The organism is Streptomyces zaomyceticus, assembly GCF_014656215.1.
Taxonomy (GTDB): domain Bacteria; phylum Actinomycetota; class Actinomycetes; order Streptomycetales; family Streptomycetaceae; genus Streptomyces; species Streptomyces zaomyceticus.
Map to the genome: position 1 here is coordinate 40,501 of NZ_BNBZ01000027.1, position 23,125 is coordinate 63,625.

20 protein-coding genes and 1 pseudogene are annotated in these 23,125 nt (G+C 71.3%); 8 read left to right on the top strand and 13 right to left on the bottom strand.

Annotated elements, in window-relative coordinates; translation table 11 throughout:
- Positions 1 to 59: 59 nt before the first annotated feature.
- Positions 60 to 1,748: a BCCT family transporter gene (locus IE311_RS28135; protein ID WP_189834644.1), complete on the bottom strand. Its 1,689-nt coding sequence runs from the start codon at positions 1,746 to 1,748 to the stop codon at positions 60 to 62.
- A gap of 112 nt (positions 1,749 to 1,860) precedes the next feature.
- On the opposite strand from IE311_RS28135, the gene IE311_RS28140 reads away from it, so the two are divergent.
- Positions 1,861 to 3,012 (top strand): glycerate kinase, encoded by a 1,152-nt coding sequence (locus IE311_RS28140; protein WP_189834645.1) that lies wholly within the window; start codon positions 1,861 to 1,863, stop codon positions 3,010 to 3,012.
- Positions 3,013 to 3,074: 62 nt separating this feature from the next.
- Here the strand turns inward: IE311_RS28140 and IE311_RS28145 are convergent, their stop codons facing one another.
- Entirely contained in the window at positions 3,075 to 3,689 is a 615-nt protein-coding gene (locus tag IE311_RS28145; RefSeq protein WP_189834646.1) for a hypothetical protein, read from the bottom strand.
- Positions 3,690 to 3,762: 73 nt separating this feature from the next.
- A complete protein-coding gene (locus IE311_RS28150; RefSeq protein ID WP_189834647.1) occupies positions 3,763 to 4,971 on the bottom strand; it encodes a PucR family transcriptional regulator in 1,209 nt (402 codons plus the stop codon).
- 205 nt (positions 4,972 to 5,176) lie between these two features.
- On the opposite strand from IE311_RS28150, the gene IE311_RS28155 reads away from it, so the two are divergent.
- Genes IE311_RS28155 through IE311_RS28175 form a run of 5 tightly spaced genes read left to right on the top strand, consistent with a single transcriptional unit; the run spans position 5,177 to position 10,133 of the window.
- Entirely contained in the window at positions 5,177 to 5,995 is an 819-nt protein-coding gene (locus IE311_RS28155) for an ABC transporter ATP-binding protein (RefSeq protein WP_189834648.1), read from the top strand.
- Complete coding sequence (locus IE311_RS28160; RefSeq protein WP_189834649.1) at positions 5,992 to 6,795, top strand: ABC transporter ATP-binding protein; 804 nt, start codon at positions 5,992 to 5,994, stop codon at positions 6,793 to 6,795. Before IE311_RS28155 ends, IE311_RS28160 begins: the two co-directional genes overlap by 4 nt.
- The gene (locus IE311_RS28165) at positions 6,792 to 7,682 is read left to right on the top strand and encodes a branched-chain amino acid ABC transporter permease (RefSeq protein WP_189834650.1); all 891 of its coding nucleotides are present in this window, start codon (positions 6,792 to 6,794) and stop codon (positions 7,680 to 7,682) included. The genes IE311_RS28160 and IE311_RS28165 overlap by 4 nt, the downstream gene beginning before the upstream one ends.
- Entirely contained in the window at positions 7,675 to 8,871 is a 1,197-nt protein-coding gene (locus IE311_RS28170) for a branched-chain amino acid ABC transporter permease (RefSeq protein ID WP_373313996.1), read from the top strand. The genes IE311_RS28165 and IE311_RS28170 overlap by 8 nt, the downstream gene beginning before the upstream one ends.
- Positions 8,868 to 10,133 carry an ABC transporter substrate-binding protein gene (locus IE311_RS28175; RefSeq protein ID WP_189834651.1) on the top strand — a complete coding sequence of 422 codons (1,266 nt, stop codon included), beginning with the start codon at positions 8,868 to 8,870 and terminating at the stop codon, positions 10,131 to 10,133. The genes IE311_RS28170 and IE311_RS28175 overlap by 4 nt, the downstream gene beginning before the upstream one ends.
- On the opposite strand, the gene IE311_RS28180 is transcribed toward IE311_RS28175, so the two are convergent.
- Positions 10,121 to 10,978: an NAD-dependent epimerase/dehydratase family protein gene (locus IE311_RS28180; protein WP_189834652.1), complete on the bottom strand. Its 858-nt coding sequence runs from the start codon at positions 10,976 to 10,978 to the stop codon at positions 10,121 to 10,123. The two genes, IE311_RS28175 and IE311_RS28180, sit on opposite strands and share 13 nt — an antisense overlap.
- A gap of 65 nt (positions 10,979 to 11,043) precedes the next feature.
- On the opposite strand from IE311_RS28180, the pseudogene IE311_RS36890 reads away from it, so the two are divergent.
- Both IE311_RS36890 and IE311_RS36895 read left to right on the top strand, forming a co-directional pair.
- Positions 11,044 to 11,469, top strand: a pseudogene (locus tag IE311_RS36890) (GNAT family N-acetyltransferase); the annotation flags it as partial.
- Positions 11,470 to 11,604: 135 nt separating this feature from the next.
- Positions 11,605 to 12,096 (top strand): GNAT family N-acetyltransferase, encoded by a 492-nt coding sequence (locus tag IE311_RS36895; RefSeq protein WP_229902218.1) that lies wholly within the window; start codon positions 11,605 to 11,607, stop codon positions 12,094 to 12,096.
- A gap of 121 nt (positions 12,097 to 12,217) precedes the next feature.
- Here IE311_RS36895 and pssA read toward each other — a convergent pair whose 3' ends face one another.
- From pssA to IE311_RS28230, 9 genes are all read right to left on the bottom strand, one after another.
- Positions 12,218 to 13,084, bottom strand: a complete 867-nt coding sequence (gene pssA, locus IE311_RS28190) for a CDP-diacylglycerol--serine O-phosphatidyltransferase (protein WP_189834691.1) — start codon at positions 13,082 to 13,084, stop codon at positions 12,218 to 12,220.
- Positions 13,077 to 13,733: a phosphatidylserine decarboxylase gene (locus tag IE311_RS28195; RefSeq protein ID WP_189834654.1), complete on the bottom strand. Its 657-nt coding sequence runs from the start codon at positions 13,731 to 13,733 to the stop codon at positions 13,077 to 13,079. Before IE311_RS28195 ends, pssA begins: the two co-directional genes overlap by 8 nt.
- Before the next feature lie 169 nt (positions 13,734 to 13,902).
- Positions 13,903 to 15,108: an acyl-CoA dehydrogenase family protein gene (locus IE311_RS28200; RefSeq protein ID WP_189834655.1), complete on the bottom strand. Its 1,206-nt coding sequence runs from the start codon at positions 15,106 to 15,108 to the stop codon at positions 13,903 to 13,905.
- A gap of 2 nt (positions 15,109 to 15,110) precedes the next feature.
- Positions 15,111 to 15,635, bottom strand: coding sequence for a MaoC family dehydratase (locus IE311_RS28205; RefSeq protein WP_030320137.1), 525 nt, complete (start codon positions 15,633 to 15,635; stop codon positions 15,111 to 15,113).
- Between the two features lie 5 nt (positions 15,636 to 15,640).
- Positions 15,641 to 16,606 carry an HpcH/HpaI aldolase/citrate lyase family protein gene (locus IE311_RS28210; protein ID WP_189834656.1) on the bottom strand — a complete coding sequence of 322 codons (966 nt, stop codon included), beginning with the start codon at positions 16,604 to 16,606 and terminating at the stop codon, positions 15,641 to 15,643.
- Complete coding sequence (locus tag IE311_RS28215) at positions 16,603 to 18,624, bottom strand: protein meaA (protein ID WP_189834657.1); 2,022 nt, start codon at positions 18,622 to 18,624, stop codon at positions 16,603 to 16,605. Before IE311_RS28215 ends, IE311_RS28210 begins: the two co-directional genes overlap by 4 nt.
- Before the next feature lie 14 nt (positions 18,625 to 18,638).
- Positions 18,639 to 19,976 (bottom strand): crotonyl-CoA carboxylase/reductase, encoded by a 1,338-nt coding sequence (gene ccrA, locus IE311_RS28220; RefSeq protein WP_189834658.1) that lies wholly within the window; start codon positions 19,974 to 19,976, stop codon positions 18,639 to 18,641.
- 386 nt (positions 19,977 to 20,362) lie between these two features.
- A complete protein-coding gene (locus tag IE311_RS28225) occupies positions 20,363 to 21,190 on the bottom strand; it encodes a TetR family transcriptional regulator (RefSeq protein WP_189834659.1) in 828 nt (275 codons plus the stop codon).
- 115 nt (positions 21,191 to 21,305) lie between these two features.
- Complete coding sequence (locus IE311_RS28230; protein WP_189834660.1) at positions 21,306 to 23,087, bottom strand: 3-hydroxyacyl-CoA dehydrogenase family protein; 1,782 nt, start codon at positions 23,085 to 23,087, stop codon at positions 21,306 to 21,308.
- Positions 23,088 to 23,125: the final 38 nt, after the last annotated feature.

Here is a 23,125-nt window from a genome sequence, read left to right on the forward strand (position 1 = left end):
CTGCCTCCGGTGTACCGAACGGGGCGGCCGGACGGCCGGGCGTTCGCCGAACCCCCCGGTCAGCTCCGCGGACCGTCCTCCGGCGGCTCCGTGTCCGTGCGCGCCTTCGCCGCCCGGCGCAGCCGGTGGTGGCGGGACCCGCCCTGCTCGGTGATCGCCTCGCCGACCAGGGCCCGTACCGCGTCCCCCAGCCCGTGCAGGGCGTGGTGCCGCGCCGGGCCCGCGCCCGGGTCGTCCCGGAGCTCCCTCAGCAGCGCCCAGCACAGCACCAGCATCACCACCACGAACGGCAGCGCCACCAGGATCGTCGCCGTCTGCAGCGATTTCAGACCGCCCACCACGAGCAGCACCGCCGCCACGGCGGCCATCAGGACGCCCCAGGCCACCACGAGCCAGGTCGGCGGATGGAGCGAGCCCCCGCTCGTCAGCGAGCCCATCACCAGCGAGGCCGAGTCCGCGCTGGTGATGAAGTACGTCATCACCAGGAGCATCGCGACGACCGAGGTGACCGTGCCGATCGGCAGTGCCTCCAGCATCGCGAAGAGCGAGGCCTCCGCCCCGTCCTTCAGCGCCGTCGCCAGGTCCGCCGCGCCGGTGGACTGCAGCCGGATCGCCGTACCGCCCATCACGCAGAACCACACCACCGTCGCCCCCGACGGCACGAGCAGCACGCCCACCAGGAACTCCCGGATCGTGCGGCCCCGTGAGATCCGGGCGATGAAGGTGCCGACGAACGGCGCCCAGGACAGCCACCACGCCCAGTAGAAGATCGTCCACGCCCCGAGCCACTCGCGGTCGGTGAACGCGCCCGTACGGCTCGCCATCGGCAGCAGCTGGTGCAGATATCCGCCGACGGAGGCCGGGATCGTGTCGAGGATGTAGACGGTCGGGCCCAGCAGGAACACGAACAGCATCAGACAGCCCGCGAGGACGATGTTCATCGTGGACAGCCACTTCACGCCCTTGTGCAGGCCCGAGAAGGCCGACAGGACGAAGGCCGCGGACAGCGACACGATGATGATCAGCTGGGTGGAGGTGGAGTTCTCCACGTCCATGGTCAGATTCAGCCCCTCGGCGACCTGGAGGGCGCCCAGGCCCAGGCTCGTCGCCGTGCCGAACACCGTCGCGAACACCGCGAGCAGATCGATCGCCCGGCCCGGCCACGAAGCCGCCCGGCGCGCCCCGATCAGCGGCACGAACGCCGAGCTCAGCCGGTTGCCGCGGCCCTTGCGGAAGCCCGCGTACGCCAGGGCGAGCCCGGCGATGCCGTAGATCGCCCACGGGGTCAGCGTCCAGTGGAAGAACGAGTACTCCAGGGCGGTACGGGCCGCCGGGCCGGTACCCGCCGGGACACCGGTCGCCGGGGGAGGGAACAGGAAGTGGGTGAGCGGCTCCCCGACCCCGTAGAACATCAGGCCGATGCCCATGCCCGCGCTGAACATCATCGCGATCCACGCCACATTCGTGAACTCGGGCTCCGAGTCGTCCGCGCCCAGCCTGATCCGGCCGAACCGGCTCAGCGCGATCACCACGCACAGCACCAGGAAGGTGTCCGCGGCGACCACGAACAGCCAGGCGAAGTTGTCGAGCACCCACCGCAGGGCCGTGGACGAGGCGCTGTCGAAGGAATCCTCGCCGAGGGCCGCCCAGGCGACGACCGCGACGACGGCCGCCATCCCGATGCCGATGACCTCGAGGTCGGGAGCGTGGCGCTCCTGAGCTGCCTGTTCACGGGGTTCCGTACTCATGTGACCCCACTATGGTGCGAAATATCAGCCGATCCGGGGGTGGCACGCCGTCCGGCGGTACGGATAGGGTCGGCGACGGCGCGACTGCACGTTCGAAAGCAAGGGATGCAAGGTGACGGACGGGGCAGCAACTCAGGTCGCTCACGTGCTCGTGGCGGCCGACAAGTTCAAGGGCTCGCTCACGGCCGTACAGGTCGCGGAGCGGGTCACAGCAGGACTGCGACGGGTCGTCCCGGAGCTCACGGTGGAGACACTGCCCGTCGCGGACGGCGGCGACGGCACCGTCGCCGCGGCCGTCGCGGCCGGATTCGAACGCCGCGAGGTACGGGTCACGGGACCGCTCGGTGAGGAGGTCACGGCGGCCTTCGCGCTGCGCGGCACCACCGCGGTCGTCGAGATGGCCGAGGCCTCGGGCCTCCAGCTCCTCCCGCCCGGGGTGTTCGCCCCGCTGACCGCGACCACGTACGGCTCCGGCGAACTGCTCCGCGCGGCCCTGGACGCCGGTGCGACCACCGTCGTCTTCGGCGTCGGCGGCAGCGCCACCACCGACGGCGGCGCCGGCATGCTCGCCGCGCTCGGCGCCCGCTTCCTGGACGCGTCCGGTGCCCCGGTGGGCCCCGGCGGCGCGCCCCTCGCGGAGCTGGCCACGGCGGACCTCGGAGGCCTCGACCCCCGCTTCGCCTCGGTCGACCTGATCCTCGCGAGCGACGTCGACAACCCGCTCACCGGCCCCAAGGGCGCCCCCGCCGTCTACGGCCCGCAGAAGGGGGCCACCCCGGACGACGTCCGCACCCTCGACGCGGCCCTCGCCCACTTCGCCACCGTGCTGGAGAAGGCCATCGGCCCCAAGGCCGCCGAGGCGGCGGCCGCCCCCGGCGCCGGGGGCGCGGGAGGCATCGGCTACGGCGCGCTCATCCTGGGTGCGAGCTTCCGCCCCGGCATCGAGCTGATGCTGGAGGTGCTGGGCTTCGCCCCCGCCCTGGAGCGCGCCACCCTGGTCGTCACCGGCGAGGGCTCCCTCGACGAGCAGACCCTCCACGGCAAGGCGCCGGCGGGCGTCGCCGCCGCCGCCCGCGCGGCGGGCAAGGAGGTCGTCGCGGTCTGCGGTCGTCTCGCCCTGCCGCCCGAGGCCCTCGGCAGGGCCGGCATCCGCCGCGCCTACCCCCTCACGGACCTGGAACCCGACACGGCCACGTGCATCGCGAACGCGGGCCCGCTCCTGGAGGACACGGCGGCCCGCATCGCCGAGGACTTCCTGCGGTAGAACCCCGGGACCGCCGCCCGCACGGGCGGCGGACCGGGCTCCAGGGACTTTCCGGACACCCCCTAGCGGACCGAGAGCCGCCGCTCCGGCTCCCCGGTGCGCGCATCGAGACGCACGGTCATCACCCCGCCCTCCCCGGTCGTGAGGACCAGGGCGTCGGGCCCCGACCAGGCCACCTTCGTCACTACGCCGTCGGCGGAGTCACCGTTGAAGGTGCCGACGGTCCAGTGGCGCGCGGTGAGCCCCGACCCGTCCACGACCGACACCCGCCACAGCGGGTCGATCATGAGCGAACCCTCCTCCACCACGACGTACCGGTCCGCGCCCTCCGGCGCGGCCGTCCGGCCCGTCTCCTGCCAGTCGGCGCCCAGCATCGGGAAGAGGACCGTCCGGAACCAGACGGCGGCCACGGCCGCGACCACGCACACCGCGAGCACCCGCCTCCGGAGCGGCCCCCGGGCCAGCAGCCGGACCGCCGCGCCGAACAGCGTGACCGCCACCAGGAAGCTGGGCCAGCGGTACTCGAAGGCGCCGGTCAGGACGAGCAGCCCCGTCGACTCGGCGAGCCGGGGCCCCGCCAGACAGCCGACTCCGGCCGCCACCCCGCCGCCCAACAGCACCCGCCCGAGGGTCCGGTGCCGCGGGCGGTCCGTACGTATGTCCGCAGTGATCGTCACGGGCCCATCCTGACAGGCCCGTTCGACCGCCCGGGGCGCGAGCACCGGTGGCCGCGCGGCCGGTCCGGCGGGCTCAGACCGAGCCCCCCGCCGCCGTCAGCCGGAACGCGTCCAGCGCCAGCGTCATCTCCGTCAGGTCCCGCGGCCGGGACAGCGACCGGGACGTCAACTGCTCCAGCCTCCGCAGCCGGTTGAAGACCGTGTTCCGGTGGCAGTAGAGACGCCCTGCCGCCCGGCCCGCCGATCCCTCGCACTCCAGCCACGCGTCCAGCGTCTCCAGAAGCACCGCCCGGTCCGCCGGGTCGAGTTCGAGCAGGCCGCCCAGGACGTCCGAGACCAGCAGACCGGCCATCTCGGGCTGCCCCACCACCAGCGCGCCCGTCATCCGCCGGTCGAGCCGCACGATCTCGCGGCTCCCCGGCGGACAGGTCCGCAGCGCCAGCTCCGCGAGCCGCCGCGCCCGGCCCAGCTCGGTGAGGCCGACCACCACCGGGCTGATCCCACCGGGCCCCGGGCACCGCCCGTCGAGGAGCTCCGACAGCGCGTCCAGACCCGTCTCCCCGGCCAGCGCCACCACGCCCAGCTCGCAGTCGGCGCCCATCCGCCACAGGAACCGCACCCCCTCGCCCTGCACCTGACGGTGGAACGGCTCCCGTTCCTCCCGTCGGTCGTAGCGGAGCACCACCACCGCGTACCGGCCCTGCTCCGGCAGATCCAGCCCTGCCGCCGCCCGCGAGACCAGCTCGGGCGACCGCCGGCCCTGCAGCAGCGCGTCCAGGAGCGCCTGCAACTGCTCGTCCGTACGGCGGCGCAGTTCGAGCTCCGTCGTCCGGTACGCCTCCGACGCCGTGTCCGCCTGCGCGTCCACCGCCGACCACACCGTCGTCGCCGACTGCATCAACGCCGCCAGCTGCGCCGTGTCCGTCCCCGCGCCCTCGATCAGCGCGTCCCAGACCAGATGCCCGGCATGCCGGTAGGCGTGGACGACCAGCTCCAGCGGCATGCCCTGCGCGGCCCGCCGCCGGCCCATCCGGTCGGCGTGCTCCAGATCCCGCCGGGGCGAGCTCCGCGGCGCCGAGATCATCTCGATCCCGATGCGTATCGCCTCCTGGGCCTCCTGCCAGTGCTGGTCGTACGGCAGGATCCGCCCGTAGGCGGGCTCGTACGCGTGGAGTTCCCTCAGATGCTCGTCCACCAGTTCCGGCACCCGCTCCAGAAGCGCCGTGCACGCCTGAGCGAGCACCTTCCAGTCGTCACCGGTCCGCCGTCTGCGCCGTCCCATGCCCGGAGGATCCACTGCTCCGGCCCCCGCCGCACAGCCCTGACGCGCACTGTTGTGCGCATGCACAGCCCGTCGGCGCACCCGCTGGTCACCGGCAGCGATTCGGCCGCGGAGCGTGGACGCGCGGTCCGGCGCGGTGTTGGGGTGAGCGCCATCGAACGGCCGAGTAACAAGAAACGGCCGGGACACCGGAAAAAGGGGAACCATGGGAGGTACCGCACCCGCCCTCGAGGTGACGGACCTGACGGCGGGATACGGGCCGGTACGCGCACTGCGGCAGGTGTCGCTGACCGTGCCGGCGGGTGAGGTCGTCACCGTCCTCGGCGGCAACGGAGCCGGCAAGTCGACACTGCTGCGGGCGGTCTCGCGCACCCTGCGGTTCCACGGCGGCGCCGTGGTCTCCGGCACGGTGCGCCGCGACGGCCGGCCGCTCGACGGACTGCCGCCCGACCGGGTCGTCGCGGCCGGCGTCTCCCAGGTGCCCGAGGGCCGCCAGGTCTTCGCCCGGATGACGGTCGAGGACAACCTGCGGGCGGGCGCGCTCGGCAGGCGCGGCGGCCGGGCGGCGAAGGCCGCCTCGCTCCGCCGGGTCCACGAGCTCTTCCCGGTCCTCGCCGACCGGGCCCGCCAGCAGGCGGGGCTGCTCTCCGGCGGCGAGCAGCAGATGCTGGCCGTCGGCCGCGCCCTGATGGCCGCACCGGGCCTGCTCCTCCTCGACGAGCCCTCGCTCGGCCTCGCCCCGCTGATGGCGGCCCGGATCGCCGACGCGATCCGTGAGATCAACGCCCAGGGCACGGCGGTACTGCTCGTCGAGCAGAACGCGGCGCTCGCGCTGCGGCTCGCCTCCCGTGCGTACGTCCTGGAGGTCGGCGAGGTCACGCTCTCCGGTCCGGCCGCCGAACTCGCGGCCTCCGACGAGGTGCGCCGCCGCTATCTGGGCGTCGTCGACGAGGACGCCGCGGCCGACGCGGCCCGCGCCCGCGCCACGCACCCGGTCCTGTCCCGCTGGGAGGAGACGACATGACGGCCCCGCCCCCGCCGCCCGGCGAGCACATCCCCGCCCTCGAGGTCCGTGACCTCACGGTCCGCTTCGCCGGCCTCACCGCCCTCGACGGAGTCGGTTTCACCGTCCGGCCCGGCACCGTGCACGCCCTCATCGGCCCCAACGGCGCCGGGAAGTCCACCTGCTTCAACGTGCTGTCCGGCGTCTACCGGGCCACCGAGGGCTCCGTCCGCCTCGGCACCCACGAACTGACCGCCCTGCCCCCGCACCGGATCGCGGACCTCGGGGTCGGCCGGATCTTCCAGAACCTCGCCCTGCCGCCCCGCGCCACCGTCGAGGACAGTCTGATGCTCGGCAGGCACCGGCTGACCCGTACCGGCTTCGTCGCCGCCGGGCTCCGGCTGCCCTCCGCCGCCCGCGAGGAGGCCCGTCACCGGGCCAGGGTCCGGGAGATCGCCGCCTTCGTCGGACTGGAGCCGCAGCTCGACCGACCGGCGGGCTCCCTCCCGTACGGGCAGCAGAAGCTCGCCGAACTGGCCCGCGCCCTCTGCATGGAGCCGAAGCTCCTGCTGCTCGACGAGCCCGTCGCCGGGATGACCGCCGACGAGCGGCGCCGTACCGCCTCGGTCATCGCGGGGGTCCGCGACAGCCTCGGCATCTCGGTCCTCCTCGTCGAGCACGACATGGGCCTGGTGATGCGGCTCGCCGACTCCGTCACCGTCCTCGACTTCGGCCGCCGCATCGCCGACGGCGCCCCCGGCGACGTCCAGAACGACCCGGCGGTCGTCCGCGCCTACCTCGGAGAGGAGTCCGCCGCGTGAGCACCTTCGCCGAGTTCCTGATCAACGGCATCTCCCTGGGCTCGATCTACGCCCTCATCGCCCTCGGCTTCGTGGTCATCTTCCGCGCCACCGAGGTCGTCAACTTCGCCCACGCCTCACTGCTCCTGGCCGGCGGCTACGTCACCGCCGTGCTCCACGACGAGATCGGCTTCTGGCCCGCCCTGCTCGCCGGCATCGCGGGCGCCGCGGTGGTCGGCGCGGCCGTGGAGTTCTTCGTGATGCGCCGCCACCGGGGCGGCGACCACAGCGTCCTCGCCATCGTCACCATCGGCGTCGACATCCTCCTCGCCACCGAGCTGACCCGCCGGATCGGCACCGACATCCTCGCCCTCGGCGACCCGTGGGGCGACGCGGTCGTCTCCGTCGGAGGGGTCACCGTCGCGGAGACCCGGATCGCCGCCCTGCTCGCCGCGGGCCTCCTCATCACCGCGTTCCTGCTCGCCTTCCGGTACACCTCCTGGGGCGTCGCCATGCGGGCCGCGGCCGAGAACCAGGAGACCGCCGCCCTCATGGGCATCCGGCTCGGCCGGGTCTCGCTCGGGGCCTGGGCGGTCGCCGGCGGGCTCGCCGCCGTCGCCGCCCTCTTCCTGACCGTGTTCCCCACCCCGGGCCTGGAACGGGCCACCTCGCTCGCCGCGCTCAAGGCCTTCCCCGCCGCCATCCTCGGCGGCCTCGACTCCACCACCGGCGCCCTCGTCGGCGGTCTCCTGGTCGGCGTCACCGAGTCGCTCGCCACCGGCTACCAGGGCGACCTGGCGTTCCTCGGCCGGGGGATCGGCGACCTCGCCCCCTATCTCGTCATGGTCGCGGTGCTCCTGATCCGCCCGGCCGGACTCTTCGGCACGAAGGAGCTCGCCCGTGTCTGAGACCCTCGCCCGGAGCGGCCTGCGGGTCCGCACCCCCTCGGTCTACGGGTGGGCCGCCGCCGGCCTCGTCCTGGTCGCCCTGCCGTTCTACCTCGACCGGTTCTGGCTCCAGGCGGGCCTGTTCGCGATGGCCGCCGCCCTCGGCGCGATCGGCATCAACCTGCTGACCGGCGCCACCGGACAGCTCTCCATGGGGCACGCCTTCTTCCTCGCCGTCGGAGCCTACGGCTACTGCGCCTTCGCCGGGGACGGCACCGACGGACTCGCCGGGCTTGGCCTGCCCGGCTGGCTCGCCGCCGTCCTCGCGGTCGCCCTCTCCGGCCTGGCGGGCGGGGTGTTCAGCCCCATCGCCGGACGGCTGCGGGGCGCGTACCTGGGCATCGCCACCCTCGCGCTGATCTTCATCGGCCAGCACGTGCTGTTCAACGCCCACGACCTCACCGGCGGTTACAACGGCCGCGCCGTGCCACCGCTCTCCCTCTTGGGCCTCACCTTCGACGACACCGAACTCCTGGTCGCCCAGGTGCCGTTCGGTGCGGTGGAGAAGCTCTGGTACCTCGGACTGATCCTGCTCCTCGGCGGGGTGCTCTTCGCCCGGGGTGTCCTCCGGGGCCGCCCCGGCCGCGCGATGAACGCCATCCGGGACCACCGGATCGCCGCCGGTGTCATGGGCATCCCGGTGGCCCGCTACCGCGCCGCCGTCTTCGTCCTGTCCTCCATGTACGCGGGCCTCGCCGGGGTCCTGCTCGCCCTGGTCTTCCAGCGCACGGTGCCGGAGTACTTCGGCATGGCGCTCTCCCTGGAGTACCTGGCCATGATCGTCATCGGCGGTCTGGGCTCGGTCGCGGGCGCGGTGGCCGGAGGCGTCTTCGTCTCCCTGCTGCCGCAGATCCTCAACCGGTACAGCGACGCGCTTCCCCTGGTCTCCGCCCCGGGGACGGGCGGCATCGCGCCGGGGGAGGCCTCGCGCTACCTGTACGGCGCCGCCGTCGTCGCGGTGGTGCTCTTCCTGCCCGGCGGTCTGGCCAGGCTGGCGGCCCGAAGGCCCGGCCGGCCCGAGAACCCGCCGCCCACCGCCCCCACACCCACCGCCCACCCACCCTCCGAACCCCCACCCTCCGAACCCCCGTCCACCGACATCCCGTCCCACGCACCCTCGAACAACGAACCCTCAGGGGAGGCACGATGACCCACAGACGACAGGCCGTGCGGGGCCTGGCCGCCGCGCTCGCCGCACTGGTCGCCCTCACCGCCGCCGGATGCAGCTCCAAGGCCAAGACCGACGACGGCAAGCAGACCGGCGCGGGCGGGGTGAAGACCGGCAAGGGCGTCACCGACAAGACGATCTCGCTCGGCGCGCTCACCGACATGACCGGCGTGTACGCCACCCTCGGCAAGAGCGTCACCCAGTCCCAGCAGCTGTACGTGAAGCAGGTCAACGCCGCCGGCGGGATCTGCGGCCGGCAGCTGGAGCTCACGGTCCGCGACCACGGCTACGACCCGCAGAAGGCCCTCGCCGCCTACACCGAACTGGAGCCGAAGGTCGTCGGCTACGCCCAGTTCATCGGCTCCCCGTTCGTCGCGTCCGTCAAGCCCAAGGTCGACGGACTCGACAAGGGCCTCGTCCTCCCGCAGGCCTGGTCGGCCTCGCTGCTCGGCTCCCCGTACATCCGCGTCCTCGGCGCCACGTACGACGTCGAGACGATCAACGCCGTCGACTTCCTCCTGAAGGAGAAGGGCCTGAAGTCGGGCGACAAGCTCGGCCACGTCTACTTCGAGGGCGACTACGGAGAGAACGCCCTCAAGGGCTCGAAGTACGCCGCCGAGAAGGCGGGCCTGACCGTCGTCGAGCAGAAGATCAAGCCCACCGACAACGACATGTCGGCGCAGGTCGCGGCGCTCAAGCAGGCCGGGGTCAAAGCCGTCGTCATCAGCGCGGGCCCGCGCCAGGCGGCCTCCCTCGTCGGGGTCGCCGCAGCCACCGGCATGAAGGTGCCGGTCGTCGGCAACAACTCGGCCTTCGCCCCGCAGCTGCTCGGCACCCAGGCCGGACCCGCCCTGGAGAAGATGTACTGGTTCGCCTCCCCGAGCCTCCCCATCGGCGCGGACACCCCGACCGCGAAGAAGCTCGTCGCCGACTACAAGGCCGCCTACCCGAGCGACACCCTGGACAACGGCATCGTCGCCGGCTGGACCGCGGCGAGCGTCTTCGGCGAGGCCCTGAAGAAGGCCTGCGCGAACAAGGACCTCACCCGCGACGGCGTCGACAAGGCGCTCCTCACGATGACGTCCCACGACGCCGGCTTCGGGATGAGCCACAACCTCGGCGACCCCAAGGCCCCGTCGTCCCGCGAGTCCGTCGTCATCCAGCCCGACAAGTCCGTCCCCGGCGGCATGCGCACGGTCCGGCAGCCCTTCGTCTCGGACGCGGCGAAGTCCTACACGCCCTGACCGGACGGCCCGTAACCCCGGTCCGCGAAGCCCGTCCGCCAGGACGGGTGGGCCGGGGACCAGCCCAGCGCACGGGCCCGGGCGTTCACCGCGCCCCGGGCCCAGGGCGCCCGGCCCTCGCTCCGCACCGGGGCGGGGACACCCAGGGCCGCCGCGAGCACCGGCAGCCAGACACGGCCGGGCGCCGGCTCGTCGTCCACGACGTTGTACGCGCCCGAGGGCCACTCCAGCGCCCGTACGGCGGCCTCGGCGGCGTCGTCGACGTGCACGAGGGAGCTCACCGAATCGTCGGCCGCCGTGCTGCCCAGGAACCGCGCCCCCGGGTCCCCGGCCAGCGCGGCGGCCACGGCGCCACCCGGGGCGTACCAGGTACCGGGGCCGTACAGGATCCCGTACCGCAGCACGACCGCCTCCGGGAGCTCCGCCACGGCGGACTCCAGGGCGCGCACCCCGGCGACGATCCGCGACCGGGGCACCTCCTCCGTGGAATCGAGCGGTACGGACTCGTCGGCGGGCCCGTCCCCGGGGGCGTACGCCCAGCTGATCGACTGCGCGACGATCCGGCCGACACCGGCCGCGAGAGCCGCGTCCACGAGGTTCCGGGTGCCCTCGACCCGTATCCGGTTGTTCGCGGCCCCGTCCGCCGCCCCGAGGTCCGTGAGCTGGTGGACGACCGCGTCCGGCATGGCCTCGGCCACCGCACGGCGCACCGCCCCGGCGTCCAGGACGTCCACGGGGCGTGGACCGCGCCGGGAGATGCCCACGACCTCATGGCCGGCCGCCTCCAGGCGAGGCACGAGCCGACGACCCACGGCGCCCGTGGCGCCCGCTACCAACACACGCATCCCCATGGACCGCAGCCTAGAAGATCGTCACACGCGCGAAACACCGTGGTGTGAAGCTCGACCCCATGAACGTGACGATCGAGGAGAACCGCTCCCACCCCTGTCTCCCTGACCTGCTCGGCGCGTACCACCTGGTCAACCAGGCCGAGAAGGGGAACGCCGTGACGGCGGTCGCCGAGCTTCCGGCCGTATACCGGGGCGAGGCCGAGGACCCGGCCGCCGTCTTCACCGCCGACACGGTCCTGCTCGCCACCCCGGCCGGAGACGAGCTCCCGGCCGGCTGTGTCGTCCTCAAGGCACCGCGCGAGGGCCGGGCGCCGGAGATCAAGCGACTGTGGGTCGCCCCCGAGGCACGCCGCAGGGGGATCGCGAAGGCCCTCATGGCCGAGGCCCTGCGCAGAGCGGCGGCCTCGGGTGCCGCCGCCGTACGGCTCACGGTGTGGAACTGGCGGGAGGAGCCGCTGGCCCTCTACCGGAGCCTCGGCTTCGAGACCGTCGCCTCCTGGGACGAGCGCCCCGACCTCCTGTGCCTGGAGAAGACGCTGGAGAAGGGCCGGGACACGGCACGGGCGAAGACCGCGGGGCCCACGGGTCCCGACCGCGTCGAGCGACTCACCCCCGGCGAGGTGCGCGCCCACGCCTCCGCCGGCCTCGCCGCCCTCCTCGTCGACGCCGTGGACGGCGGGGCCTCCGTGGGCTTCCTGGCGCCCCTGGCGGTCCGGGAGGCGGCCGCCTGGTGGTCCCGCGTCGCCGACGAGGCGGCCGAGGGCGTACGGGACGTCTGGGCGGCCCACGGCCCCGACGGGGACCTCACCGGAGTCGTCACCCTGGTCCGAGCGACCACGGCCAACGGCAGGCACCGCGGCGAGATCGCCCGGCTCCTGGTGCACCGCTCCGCCCGGGGCCGGGGCCTCGGGTACCGGCTGCTCGCCACGGCCGAGGCCCACGCCGCGGCCACGGGCCTCACCCTTCTCGTCCTGGACACCCAGACGGACAGCCCGGCGGAGCGTCTCTACCGGGGAGCGGGCTGGACGGCCGCCGGCACGATCCCGGAGTACGCCGCCGACCCGGCGGGCGTCCCGCGCGCGACCACGCTCTACTACAAGCGCCTCGGGTAGGTCCCGGACGGACTCCGGACGGGCCCGGGCGGAACCCGGAGATCCCGGACCGACCCCGGGCACGCGGAAGGGCCCCGGAGGCGATGCGCCTCCGGGGCCCTTCCGTACGTCGTTCGTCCGCCTACGGCAGCTGTGCCGCCCGCGCCTCCCGGCTCTCACGCCGGTTGCCGCGGAAGGTGTTCACCCGACGGGCCGTCGCGAAGAGGGGGATCACGGCGCCCATCACGACCTGGAGCGCGCAGCCGGTCTGGAGCAGGAACTGCCCGCCCGGGGCGTCGAACGCCCAGGCCGCCAGCATGCCCATCGCACCGACGATCCAGCTGAGCATCGCCACCGCGAGGATTCCCCGCGGCTTGGGGTACTCGACCCGGCTCACCATCAGCCAGGCGACCCCGATGATCGCGAGCAGCGTCGGGATGAACGGCAGCTCGAGGAGCACGATCGAGACGACGGTCAGCGCGCCGAAGGGGCTCGGCATGCCCTGGAACATGCCGTCCTTCATGGTCACGCACGAGAATCTCGCCAGCCGCAGCACCACCGCGAGGAGCACCACGATCGCGGCCACCGCCGAGACCTTCTGCTGCGCGTCGTCCGCGACCATCCCGTACACGAGGACGAAGTAGGCCGGGGCCAGACCGAAGCTGATCAGGTCCGAGAGGTTGTCGAGCTCGGCGCCCATCGGCGACGAGCGCAGCTTGCGTGCCACGATCCCGTCGAAGAGGTCGAAGATCGCCGCGCACAGCATCAGGATCACGGCGGTGGCGGCGCTGTTGCGCGCCATGCCGGTCTCGGTGCTGCCCGTCAGGTGCGGGATGAGGATTCCGGTGGTGGTGAAGTACACCGCCATGAATCCACACGTGGCGTTACCGAGCGTGAGGGCGTCCGCTATGGACAGCCTCAACGACAGCGGCATCTCCTCGGCCTCTTCGGCCGCTTCCTCATCGGTGCCGGCGACCCAGTCGGCGGCCCGTGTGTCGGGATCAATCACGGTCAATGCGAGTCACCCCCGCTGTGGTGGCCTGGCCGACCTCGACGGCGACCTCGACACCCTCGGGGAGGTAGATGTCGACGCGCGAGCCGAAGCGGATCAGACCGATACGGTCACCCTGCTCGACCTTGGTCCCCTGCGGGATGTACGGCACGATGCGCCGGGCGACGGCGCCGGCGATCTGCACCATCTCGATGTCACCGAGCTCGGTGTCGAAGTGCCAGACAACGCGCTCGTTGTTCTCGCTCTCCTTGTTGAACGCCGGGACGAACCCGCCGGGAACGTGCTCCACGGACGTCACGGTGCCGGCCAGCGGCGCGCGGTTGACGTGGACGTTCAGCGGGCTCATGAAGATGGCGACCCGGGTGCGTCCGTCCTTCCACGGCATGATGCTCTGCACCACACCGTCGGCGGGGGAGATGACCCGGCCCTGAGCGATCTCGCGCTCGGGGTCGCGGAAGAACCACAGCATGCCGGCCGCGAGCGCGGTGACCGGCACGGCGATGGCCGCGGCACGCTTCGACTTGCGCGCGCGCACGAGGCTGAGCGCCGCGGTGGCGACGGTCGGCAGAAGCCACGGCGATGCTCCGCGCGCGAGGCGTACGCCCGTGAGGCTGTCGCGGTGTGCAGAGGTTTGGCTGTGGGGCATGGATGACCTTCGTAGCGGATGATGCCGCACTGGCAACGGGGGACGGCGGCTTTCCCTCGATGCTATCGGTTGCGGGGCGCAACTGGGTAAGCCAGGAACCGAGTCGACGGCCGGAAGGCGAACACAGGGTGTGATCTTCTTCGCGGCCGAAACGACTCAAAACCGACAATCAACCCTGGAATCGGTACTCCTCGAGCAGCCGACGACCAATGATCATTTTCTGGATCTCGGCGGTACCTTCACCGATGAGCAGCATCGGCGCCTCGCGGTAGAGGCGCTCGATCTCGTACTCCTTCGAGAACCCGTAGCCGCCGTGAATGCGGAAGGCATCCTCGACGACCTCCTTGCAGTATTCGGAGGCGAGGTACTTCGCCATCCCTGCTTCGAGGTCGTTTCGTTCCCCGGAGTCCTTTTTGCGTGCTGCATTCACCATCATGGCATGAGCGGCCTCGACCTTGGTAGCCATCTCGGCCAGCTTGAACTGAATCGCCTGGTGCTGGGCGATCGCCTTGCCGAAAGTGTGACGTTGCTGGGCATACGAGACACCGAGCTCGAATGCACGCTGAGCGACGCCGCAGCCACGGGCCGCCACGTTCACGCGACCGACCTCGACGCCGTCCATCATTTGGTAAAACCCTCGGCCGGTGACCCCGCCGAGGACCCGATTGGCCGGAATGCGCAGTCCGTCCATGATGAGTTCGGTCGTGTCGACGCCCTTGTAACCCATCTTGTCGATCTTCCCCGGGATGGTGAGGCCGGGGCGGACCTCTCCGAAGCCGGACTCCTTCTCGACGAGGAAGGTCGTCATCGACTTGTGGGGGGCGGTGCCCTCCGGGTGTCCTTCGTCACTTCGGACGAGAACGGCGACCAGCGTTGACGTTCCGCCGTTCGTCAGCCACATCTTCTGACCGTTGAGGACGTACTCGTCGCCGTCCTTGACCGCCTTGGAGGTGATGGCCGACACGTCCGAGCCGAGGCCCGGCTCCGACATCGAGAACGCGCCACGCGTCTCGCCGGCAGCCATCCGCGGAAGGAAGTAGTCCTTCTGCTCCTGGGTGCCGTGCTGCTTCAGCATGTACGCCACGATGAAGTGCGTGTTGATGATGCCGGAGACCGACATCCAGCCACGGGCGATCTCCTCCACGCACAGCGCGTAGGTGAGCAGCGACTCACCCAGACCCCCGTACTCCTCGGGGATCATCAGACCGAAGAGACCGAGCTCCTTGAGCCCGTCGACGATCTGCTGGGGGTACTCGTCGCGGTGCTCCAGCTCGGTGGCGACCGGGATGATCTCCTTGTCGACGAACTCCCGGACGGTCTTGAGGATCTCCTGCTGGACGTCCGTGAGCCCGGCGGTCTGGGCGAGTCGTGCCATGGCTACTTCTCCGTCTTCTTGGCGGGCTCGATGAGCTCGGGGCGGCCGGGCTGCTCGCCGCCGCGCTCCTTGATGTACGTCTCGGTGGGGACCATCACCTTGCGGCGGAAGACGCACACGAGGGTGCCGTCCTGCTTGTAGCCCTTGGTCTCGACGTAGACGATCCCGCGGTCGTTCTTCGACTTCGACGGGGTCTTGTCGAGGACCGTCGTCTCGCCGTAGATCGTGTCGCCGTGGAAGGTCGGCGCCACGTGCCGCAGCGACTCGATCTCCAGGTTGGCGATGGCCTTCCCGGAGACGTCCGGCACGGACATGCCGAGCAGCAGCGAGTAGATGTAGTTGCCGACGACGACGTTCTTGCCGAAATCCGTCGTGTTCTCGGCGTAGTTCACATCCATGTGCAGTGGATGGTGGTTCATCGTCAGCAGACAGAAGAGGTGGTCGTCGTACTCGGTGACCGTCTTCCCGGGCCAGTGCTTGTAGACGGCACCGACTTCGAACTCTTCGTAGGTACGACCGAACTGCATGGGGATCAGGCCTCCGGGATCTCGAACTTGCCGGTGCGCTGCATACCGGCGGCGCGGCCCTTGCCGGAGATGACCAGGGCCATCTTGCGGGAGGCCTCGTCGATCATCTCGTCGCCGAGCATCGCGGAGCCCTTCTTCCCGCCGGCCTCGGACGTGTAGTAGTCGTACGCGTCGAGGATCAGCTCGGCGTGGTCGTAGTCCTCCTGCGACGGCGAGAAGATCTCGTTCGCGGCGGCGACCTGGTCCGGGTGCAGCACCCACTTGCCGTCGAAACCGAGGGCGGCGGCGCGCTGCGCGACGGCCTTGTAGCCCTCCTGGTTGCGGATCTGCAGGTAGGGGCCGTCGATCGCCTGGAGGTTGTTGGCGCGGGCGGCCATCAGGATGCTCATCAGGATGTGGTGGTACGCGTCCGCCGGGTAGCCGGGCGGCTGCTCGCCCACGACCAGCGACTTCATGTTGATGGAGGCCATGAAGTCGGCCGGGCCGAAGATGATCGTCTCGACGCGCTGGGAGGCCTGCGCGATCGCGTTGACGTTGGTGAGGCCCTGGGCGTTCTCGATCTGCGCCTCGATGCCGATCTTGCCGACCTCGAAGCCCATCGTCTTCTCGATCTGGGTCAGCAGGAGGTCGAGCGCCACGATCTGCTGGGCGTCCTGGACCTTCGGCAGCATGATGCAGTCGAGGTTCTGGCCGGCGCCCTCGACGACGGTGACGACGTCACGGTACGTCCAGTGGGTCGTCCAGTCGTTGACGCGGACGACACGGGTCTTGCCGGTCCAGTCGCCCTCGTTCAGGAACTTCACGATGGTGTGCCGGGCCTCGGGCTTGGCCAGCGGGGCGCACGCGTCCTCCAGGTCCAGGAAGACCTGGTCGGCCGCGAGGCCCTGGGCCTTCTCCAGGAAGCGCGGGTTGGAACCGGGGACCGCCAGGCAGGAGCGGCGCGGACGCAGGCGGTTCACGGGGCTGGTCATGCGGGGACCTCCGTACTTTCAAGGGGGTGGAGCTTGTTCGCTGTCCGGATCTCGTCGACGATACGTCCGATGATCTCCGTGATACCGAAGTCCTTCGGTGTGAAGACGGCGGCCACACCCGCGCGCTTCAGTTCTGCGGCGTCGGCGTTCGGGATGATCCCGCCGACGATGACCGGCACATCGGTCGCGCCCGCCTCGCGGAGGCGCTCCAGGACGTCCGGGACCAGCTCGGCGTGCGAGCCGGAGAGGATCGACAGACCCACGCAGTGCACGTCCTCGGCGAGGGCCGCGTTCACGATCTGCTCCGGGGTCAGCCGGATGCCCTGGTAGACCACCTCGAAACCGGCGTCGCGCGCGCGTACGGCGATCTGCTCGGCCCCGTTGGAGTGTCCGTCGAGGCCCGGCTTGCCGACGAGCAGCCGCAGCCGCCCGGCGCCGAGCTCCTCGGCGGTCCGCGCCACCTTCTCCCGTACGAGAGCCAGCGGGGTGCCCGCCTCGGCCGTCACCGCGACCGGGGCGGAGGACACGCCCGTGGGGGCGCGGAACTCGCCGAAGACGTCCCGCAGCGCCCAGGACCACTCCCCGGTCGTGACGCCCGCACGCGCGCACTCCAGGGTGGCGGCGAAGAGGTTGCCGTCACCGGCAGCCGTCGCCTTCAGCGTCGCCAGGGATTCCTGGGCGCGGGTCTCGTCGCGGTTGTCGCGCCACTCGTGGAGGGCCGCGACCACCCGCGCCTCGTTCGCCGGGTCCACCGTCATGATCGCGGTGTCCAGGTCGGCGGTGAGGGGGTTCTCCTCGGTCGCCTGGAAGATGTTGACGCCGATGATCTTCTCGTCACCGGCCTCGATCCGGGCGCGCCGCTCGGCGTGCGAGGAGACGAGCTGCGACTTGAGGTAGCCGGACTCGACGGCGGCCATCGCGCCGCCCATCTCCTGGATCCGCTCGATCTCGGCCAGGCACTCCTCGACGAGCGAGTCGACCTTGGCCTCGATGACGTGCGAGCCGGCGAAGATGTCCTCGTACTCCAGCAGGTCGGACTCGAGGGCGAGGACCTGCTGGATGCGGAGCGACCACTGCTGGTCCCACGGGCGGGGCAGCCCGAGCGCCTCGTTCCAGGCCGGCAGCTGGACGGCCCGCGCGCGGGCGTCCTTGGAGAGGGTGACGGCCAGCATCTCCAGGACGATCCGCTGGACGTTGTTCTCCGGCTGGGCCTCGGTCAGACCGAGCGAGTTGACCTGCACGCCGTAGCGGAACCGGCGCTGCTTCTCGTTCCGGATGCCGTACCGCTCGAGGGTGATCTTGTCCCAGATGCGGCCGAAGGCGCGCATCTTGCACATCTCCTCGATGAAGCGGACGCCCGCGTTCACGAAGAAGGAGATGCGGGCGACGACCTCGCCGAAGCGGTCGGCCGGGACCTGTCCGGAGTCGCGCACCGCGTCGAGCACCGCGATCGCGGTGGACATCGCGTACGAGATCTCCTGGACCGGAGTGGCCCCGGCCTCCTGCAGGTGATAGCTGCAGATGTTGATCGGATTCCACTTCGGGATGCTGTTCACCGTGTAGGTGATCATGTCCGTCGTGAGGCGGAGGGAGGGGCCGGGTGGGAAGACGTGCGTCCCGCGCGACAGGTACTCCTTCACGATGTCGTTCTGGGTGGTGCCCTGGAGCCGGGTGACGTCCGCACCCTGCTCCTCCGCGACCACCTGGTAGAGCGCCAGGAGCCACATCGCCGTGGCGTTGATGGTCATCGAGGTGTTCATCCGGTCCAGGGGAATGTCCTGGAACAGCCGCCGCATGTCACCGAGGTGCGAGACGGGGACCCCGACCCGGCCGACCTCGCCGCGGGCGAGGATGTGGTCGGGGTCGTATCCGGTCTGCGTCGGCAGGTCGAACGCGACCGAGAGGCCGGTCTGACCCTTGGCGAGGTTGCGCCGGTACAGCTCGTTGGACGCCTCGGCGGTCGAGTGACCGGCGTACGTCCGCATGAGCCACGGCCGGTCCTTCTGGCGCTCAGTCATCTATGGTCCCGGGCTCAGATGTTGCGGAAACGGTTGATGGCGTCGATGTGCTGGGCACGCATCTCCGGGTCGCGCACGCCCAGGCCCTCCCGGGGGGCGAGCGCGAGGACGCCGACCTTGCCCTGGTGGAGGTTGCGGTGCACGTCGTAGGCGGCCTGGCCGGTCTCCTCGAGGGAGTACACCTTGGAGAGCGTCGGGTGGATCTTGCCCTTGGCGATCAGGCGGTTGGCCTCCCACGCCTCGCGGTAGTTGGCGAAGTGCGAGCCGATGATCCGCTTGAGCGACATCCACAGGTAGCGGTTGTCGTACTCGTGCATGTAGCCCGAGGTGGAGGCGCAGGTGGTGATGGTGCCGCCCTTGCGGGTGACGTAGACGCTCGCACCGAAGGTCTCGCGGCCCGGGTGCTCGAAGACGATGTCGATGTCCTCGCCGCCGGTGAGCTCGCGGATGCGCTTGCCGAAGCGCTTCCACTCCTTCGGGTCCTGGGTGTGCTCGTCCTTCCAGAACTTGTAGCCCTCGGCGTTGCGGTCGATGACCGCCTCGGCGCCCATCGACCGGCAGATGTCGGCCTTCTCGGGGGAGGAGACGACACAGATCGGGTTGGCGCCGCCGGCCAGGGCGAACTGCGTGGCGTACGAGCCGAGGCCGCCGCTCGCGCCCCAGATGAGGACGTTGTCGCCCTGCTTCATGCCGGCGCCGTTGCGGGAGACCAGCTGGCGGTACGCGGTGGAGTTGACGAGACCGGGGGAGGCCGCCTCCTCCCAGCTCAGGTGGCCGGGCTTCGGCATCAGCTGGTTCGACTTGACCAGGGCGATCTCCGCCAGGCCGCCGAAGTTGGTCTCGAAGCCCCAGATGCGCTGCTCGGGGTCGAGCATCGTGTCGTTGTGGCCGTCCGAGGACTCCAGCTCGACCGAGAGGCAGTGCGCGACGACCTCGTCGCCGGGCTTCCACGAGTTCACGCCGGGGCCGGTGCGCAGCACGACGCCCGCGAGGTCGGAGCCGATGACGTGGTACGGCAGGTCGTGACGCTTGCTGAGCTCGCTGAGCCGGCCGTAGCGCTCCAGGAAGCCGAAGGTCGAGACGGGCTCGAAGATCGAGGTCCAGACCGAGTTGTAGTTCACGGAGCTGGCCATGACGGCGACCAGGGCCTCGCCCGGGCCGAGCTCGGGGAGGGCCACGTCGTCGAGGTGCAGCGACTTGCGCGGGTCCTTGTCACGGCTGGCGAGCCCGGCGAACATCTCGGCCTCGTCCTTGTGGACGGTGATGGCGCGGTACGACTCGGGGAGCGGGATGTTCGCGAAGTCGGCGGACGTGGAGTCCGGGGACTGGATCGCGTCCAGGATGTCCTTCACGGGGTTGCCTCCGGCGGTGCGGCGTCCGAGGGGAGGACGCGCTGAGGGTTACGTCTTGGAGTGCTGCTGTGGAGGTGTGCCGTCGGTTCGGCGGGTGGTGCGGTGGCTGCGCCGGGTGGGCGCGGTGGGTGCCTGTGACGCAGGCGTCCGGGCGCACAATCACGATCGCTTGTGGGGACAGCCGGCGCACGAGGAGATCTCTGCGCGCCGACCGCCCGGACAACATCAACGTATGGCACCGCGTGTCACGTGACAAGGCACTGCGTGCCAACAATTTCACTCAGATGCAATCTGCTGGTCACAGATGAGCGATGATCGATCGAACTGCAGGTCAAAACGGGTGAAGGCCGCCCCTGGGGGGAGCGGCCTTCGTCGTGCGGAGGGTGTCAGTTCTTCGTCAGCGCCTGCTGGATCGTGCGCATGACCTCGTCGAGCGGTGCGTCCGTCCTGGCCACCGCGACCACCACGTCACCGGTGGTGGAGGCCCGGACCGCCGGCGCGGGATCGGCCTGCGGGGAGGACGAGGAGGGGGCCGGACGGCCCGCGCCTATGCCCGAGCCGAAGGTCTCCCGGACGATCGCGAAGGCGTGGTCCAGCTGGGTCTCCACATCGCCCTGGCCGCCCGCCCGCAGCCAGCGGCGCAGGACGTGGTTGTGGGCCGTGACGACCGCGGAGGCGGCCACCTCGGCGAGCAGCGGGTCGTCGTTGCCGTCGTGGTGGTCCCGCTCGTCGAAGTGCCCGAGCAGATAGCGGGTGAACAGCCGCTCGTAGCGGGCCACCGACGCGATCTCCCGCTCCCGCAGGGTCGGCACCTCACGGGTGAGCCGGTAGCGCGCCACGGAGACCGCGGGGGAGCCCGCGTACATCTTCATGACTTCCTTGATGCCCCGGCACACCGTGTCGAGCGGGTGCTCGTGCGGCGGGGCCGCGTTGAGCACCGCCTCCGCCCGCACCAGGGTGTCGTCGTGGTCGGGGAAGATCGCCTCTTCCTTGGAGCGGAAGTGACGGAAGAACGTCCGCCGCGCGACCCCGGCCGTGGCCGCGATCTCGTCGACCGTCGTGGCCTCGTACCCCTTGGTGGCGAAGAGCTCCATCGCCGCGTTGGCCAGCTCCCGGCGCATCTTGAGCCGCTGGGCGGCGGCACGAGTGCCCGCCGCGCTCTCCGGAGCGTCGGACGGGGAGGTGGCACGGGGTGTCTTCGCGGCCTTGGGCATGGTCCGAACGTACTGCATCGGAGGGGGAGTGTGCCCAGGTGGGGGCAGGGAGACCCCCGGCGCACCGACGGTGCCCGGGGGACTCAGCAGACCGCCCCAGCCGGTCGCTCCCGGCTCAGCGTCGGGCATATTCGCGGAAGCCGCGCCCCGTCTTGCGGCCGAGGCAGCCCGCCGCCACCAGGTGCTCCAGGAGCGGGGCCGGGGCGAGACCCGGGTCGCGGAACTCGCGGTGCAGCACCTGCTCGATCGCGAGCGAGACGTCCAGACCGACCACGTCCAGCAGCTCGAACGGGCCCATCGGGTAGCCGCCGCCCAGCTTCATGGCCGCGTCGATGTCGTCCAGGGTCGCGTAGTGCTCCTGGACCATCTTGATCGCGTTGTTCAGGTACGGGAAGAGCAGCGCGTTCACGATGAAACCGGCCCGGTCGCCGCAGTCCACCGGGTGCTTGCGGATCTTCGTGGTGACCTCGCGGACGGTGGCGTGGACGTCGTCGCCGGTCAGCACCGTACGGACGATCTCGACCAGCTTCATCGCCGGGGCCGGGTTGAAGAAGTGCATCCCGATGACGTCCTGCGGACGCGAGGTGGCGCGGGCACAGGCCACGACCGGCAGCGAGGAGGTCGTGGTGGCGAGCACCGCACCCGGCTTGCAGATCTTGTCGAGCCGCGCGAACAGTTCCTGCTTGATCTCCAGGTCCTCGGCGACGGCCTCCAGGGCCAGATCGACGTCGGCGAAGGCGTCGAGCGTGCCGGCCGGGGTGATCAGGGCCAGCGTCGCGTCGCGGGCCTCGCCCGTCATCCGGCCCTTGTCGACCGAGCGGGCCAGCGACTTCGCGATCCGGGCCTTGGCCGTGTCCGCCTTCTCCTGGGAGCGGGCGGCGAGGACGACCGAGTACCCGGCCTTGGCGAAGACCTCGGCGATGCCGGAGGCCATGGTGCCCGAGCCGGCGACGCCGACCGAACGGACCTCTCGGCCGCCGGCGGCGGCCGCGGAACCGAGCGGGGTCAGCGCGTCCCGCACGACCTCGCCGGAGCCCGGCGCCTCGTAGGTGTAGAAGCCGCGGCCCGACTTGCGGCCGGTCAGACCGGCCTCGCTGAGCTGCTTGAGGATCGGGGCGGGGGCGTGCAGCCGGTCGTGCGAGTCCGCGTACATGGCCTCCAGGACCGTACGGGCCGTGTCGACGCCGATCAGGTCGAGCAGGGCCAGCGGACCCATCGGCAGACCGCAGCCCAGCTTCATCGCCGCGTCGATGTCCTCGCGGGAGGCGTACTTGGCCTCGTACATGGCCGCGGCCTGGTTCAGGTACCCGAAGAGCAGGCCGTCCGCGATGAATCCGGCCCGGTCGCCGACCGCCACCGGCTCCTTGCCGAGGTCCTGGGCGAGCCGGGTGACGGCGTCGACGGCCCGGGGGTCGGTCAGCACGGAGGAGACCACCTCGACCAGCTTCATGGCCTGGACCGGGGTGAAGAAGTGCAGGCCGAGGACCCGCTCGGGGTGCGCCGAGTCGGCGGCGAGCCGGGTGACGGAGAGCGCGTTGGTGCCGGTGGCCAGGATGGTGCCGGGCCGGACGATCCCGTCGAGGGCCCGGAAGACCTCCTGCTTCGCCTCGTACGACTCGGGCACGACCTCGATCACGAGGTCCGCCTCGGCGGCCGCGTGCAGGTCGGAGAAGGTACGGAAGCGGGCCAGGACGTCCTGCCGCTCCTCCTCGGTGATCCGCTCGCGGGCCACCGCACGGGCGGTGGAGGCCTCCAGGGCGGCGACGGCCTGGGCGGCGGCGGTGTCGCTGATGTCGATGCCGATGACCTCGCGGCCGGCGCGGGCGAGGACATCGGCGATACCGGTGCCCATGGTGCCGAGACCGACGACGGCGATGGTGGAGAGAGGGGTGTCCATCAGGGGACTCCAGAGAGGAAGAGTGACGACTGAGGGCA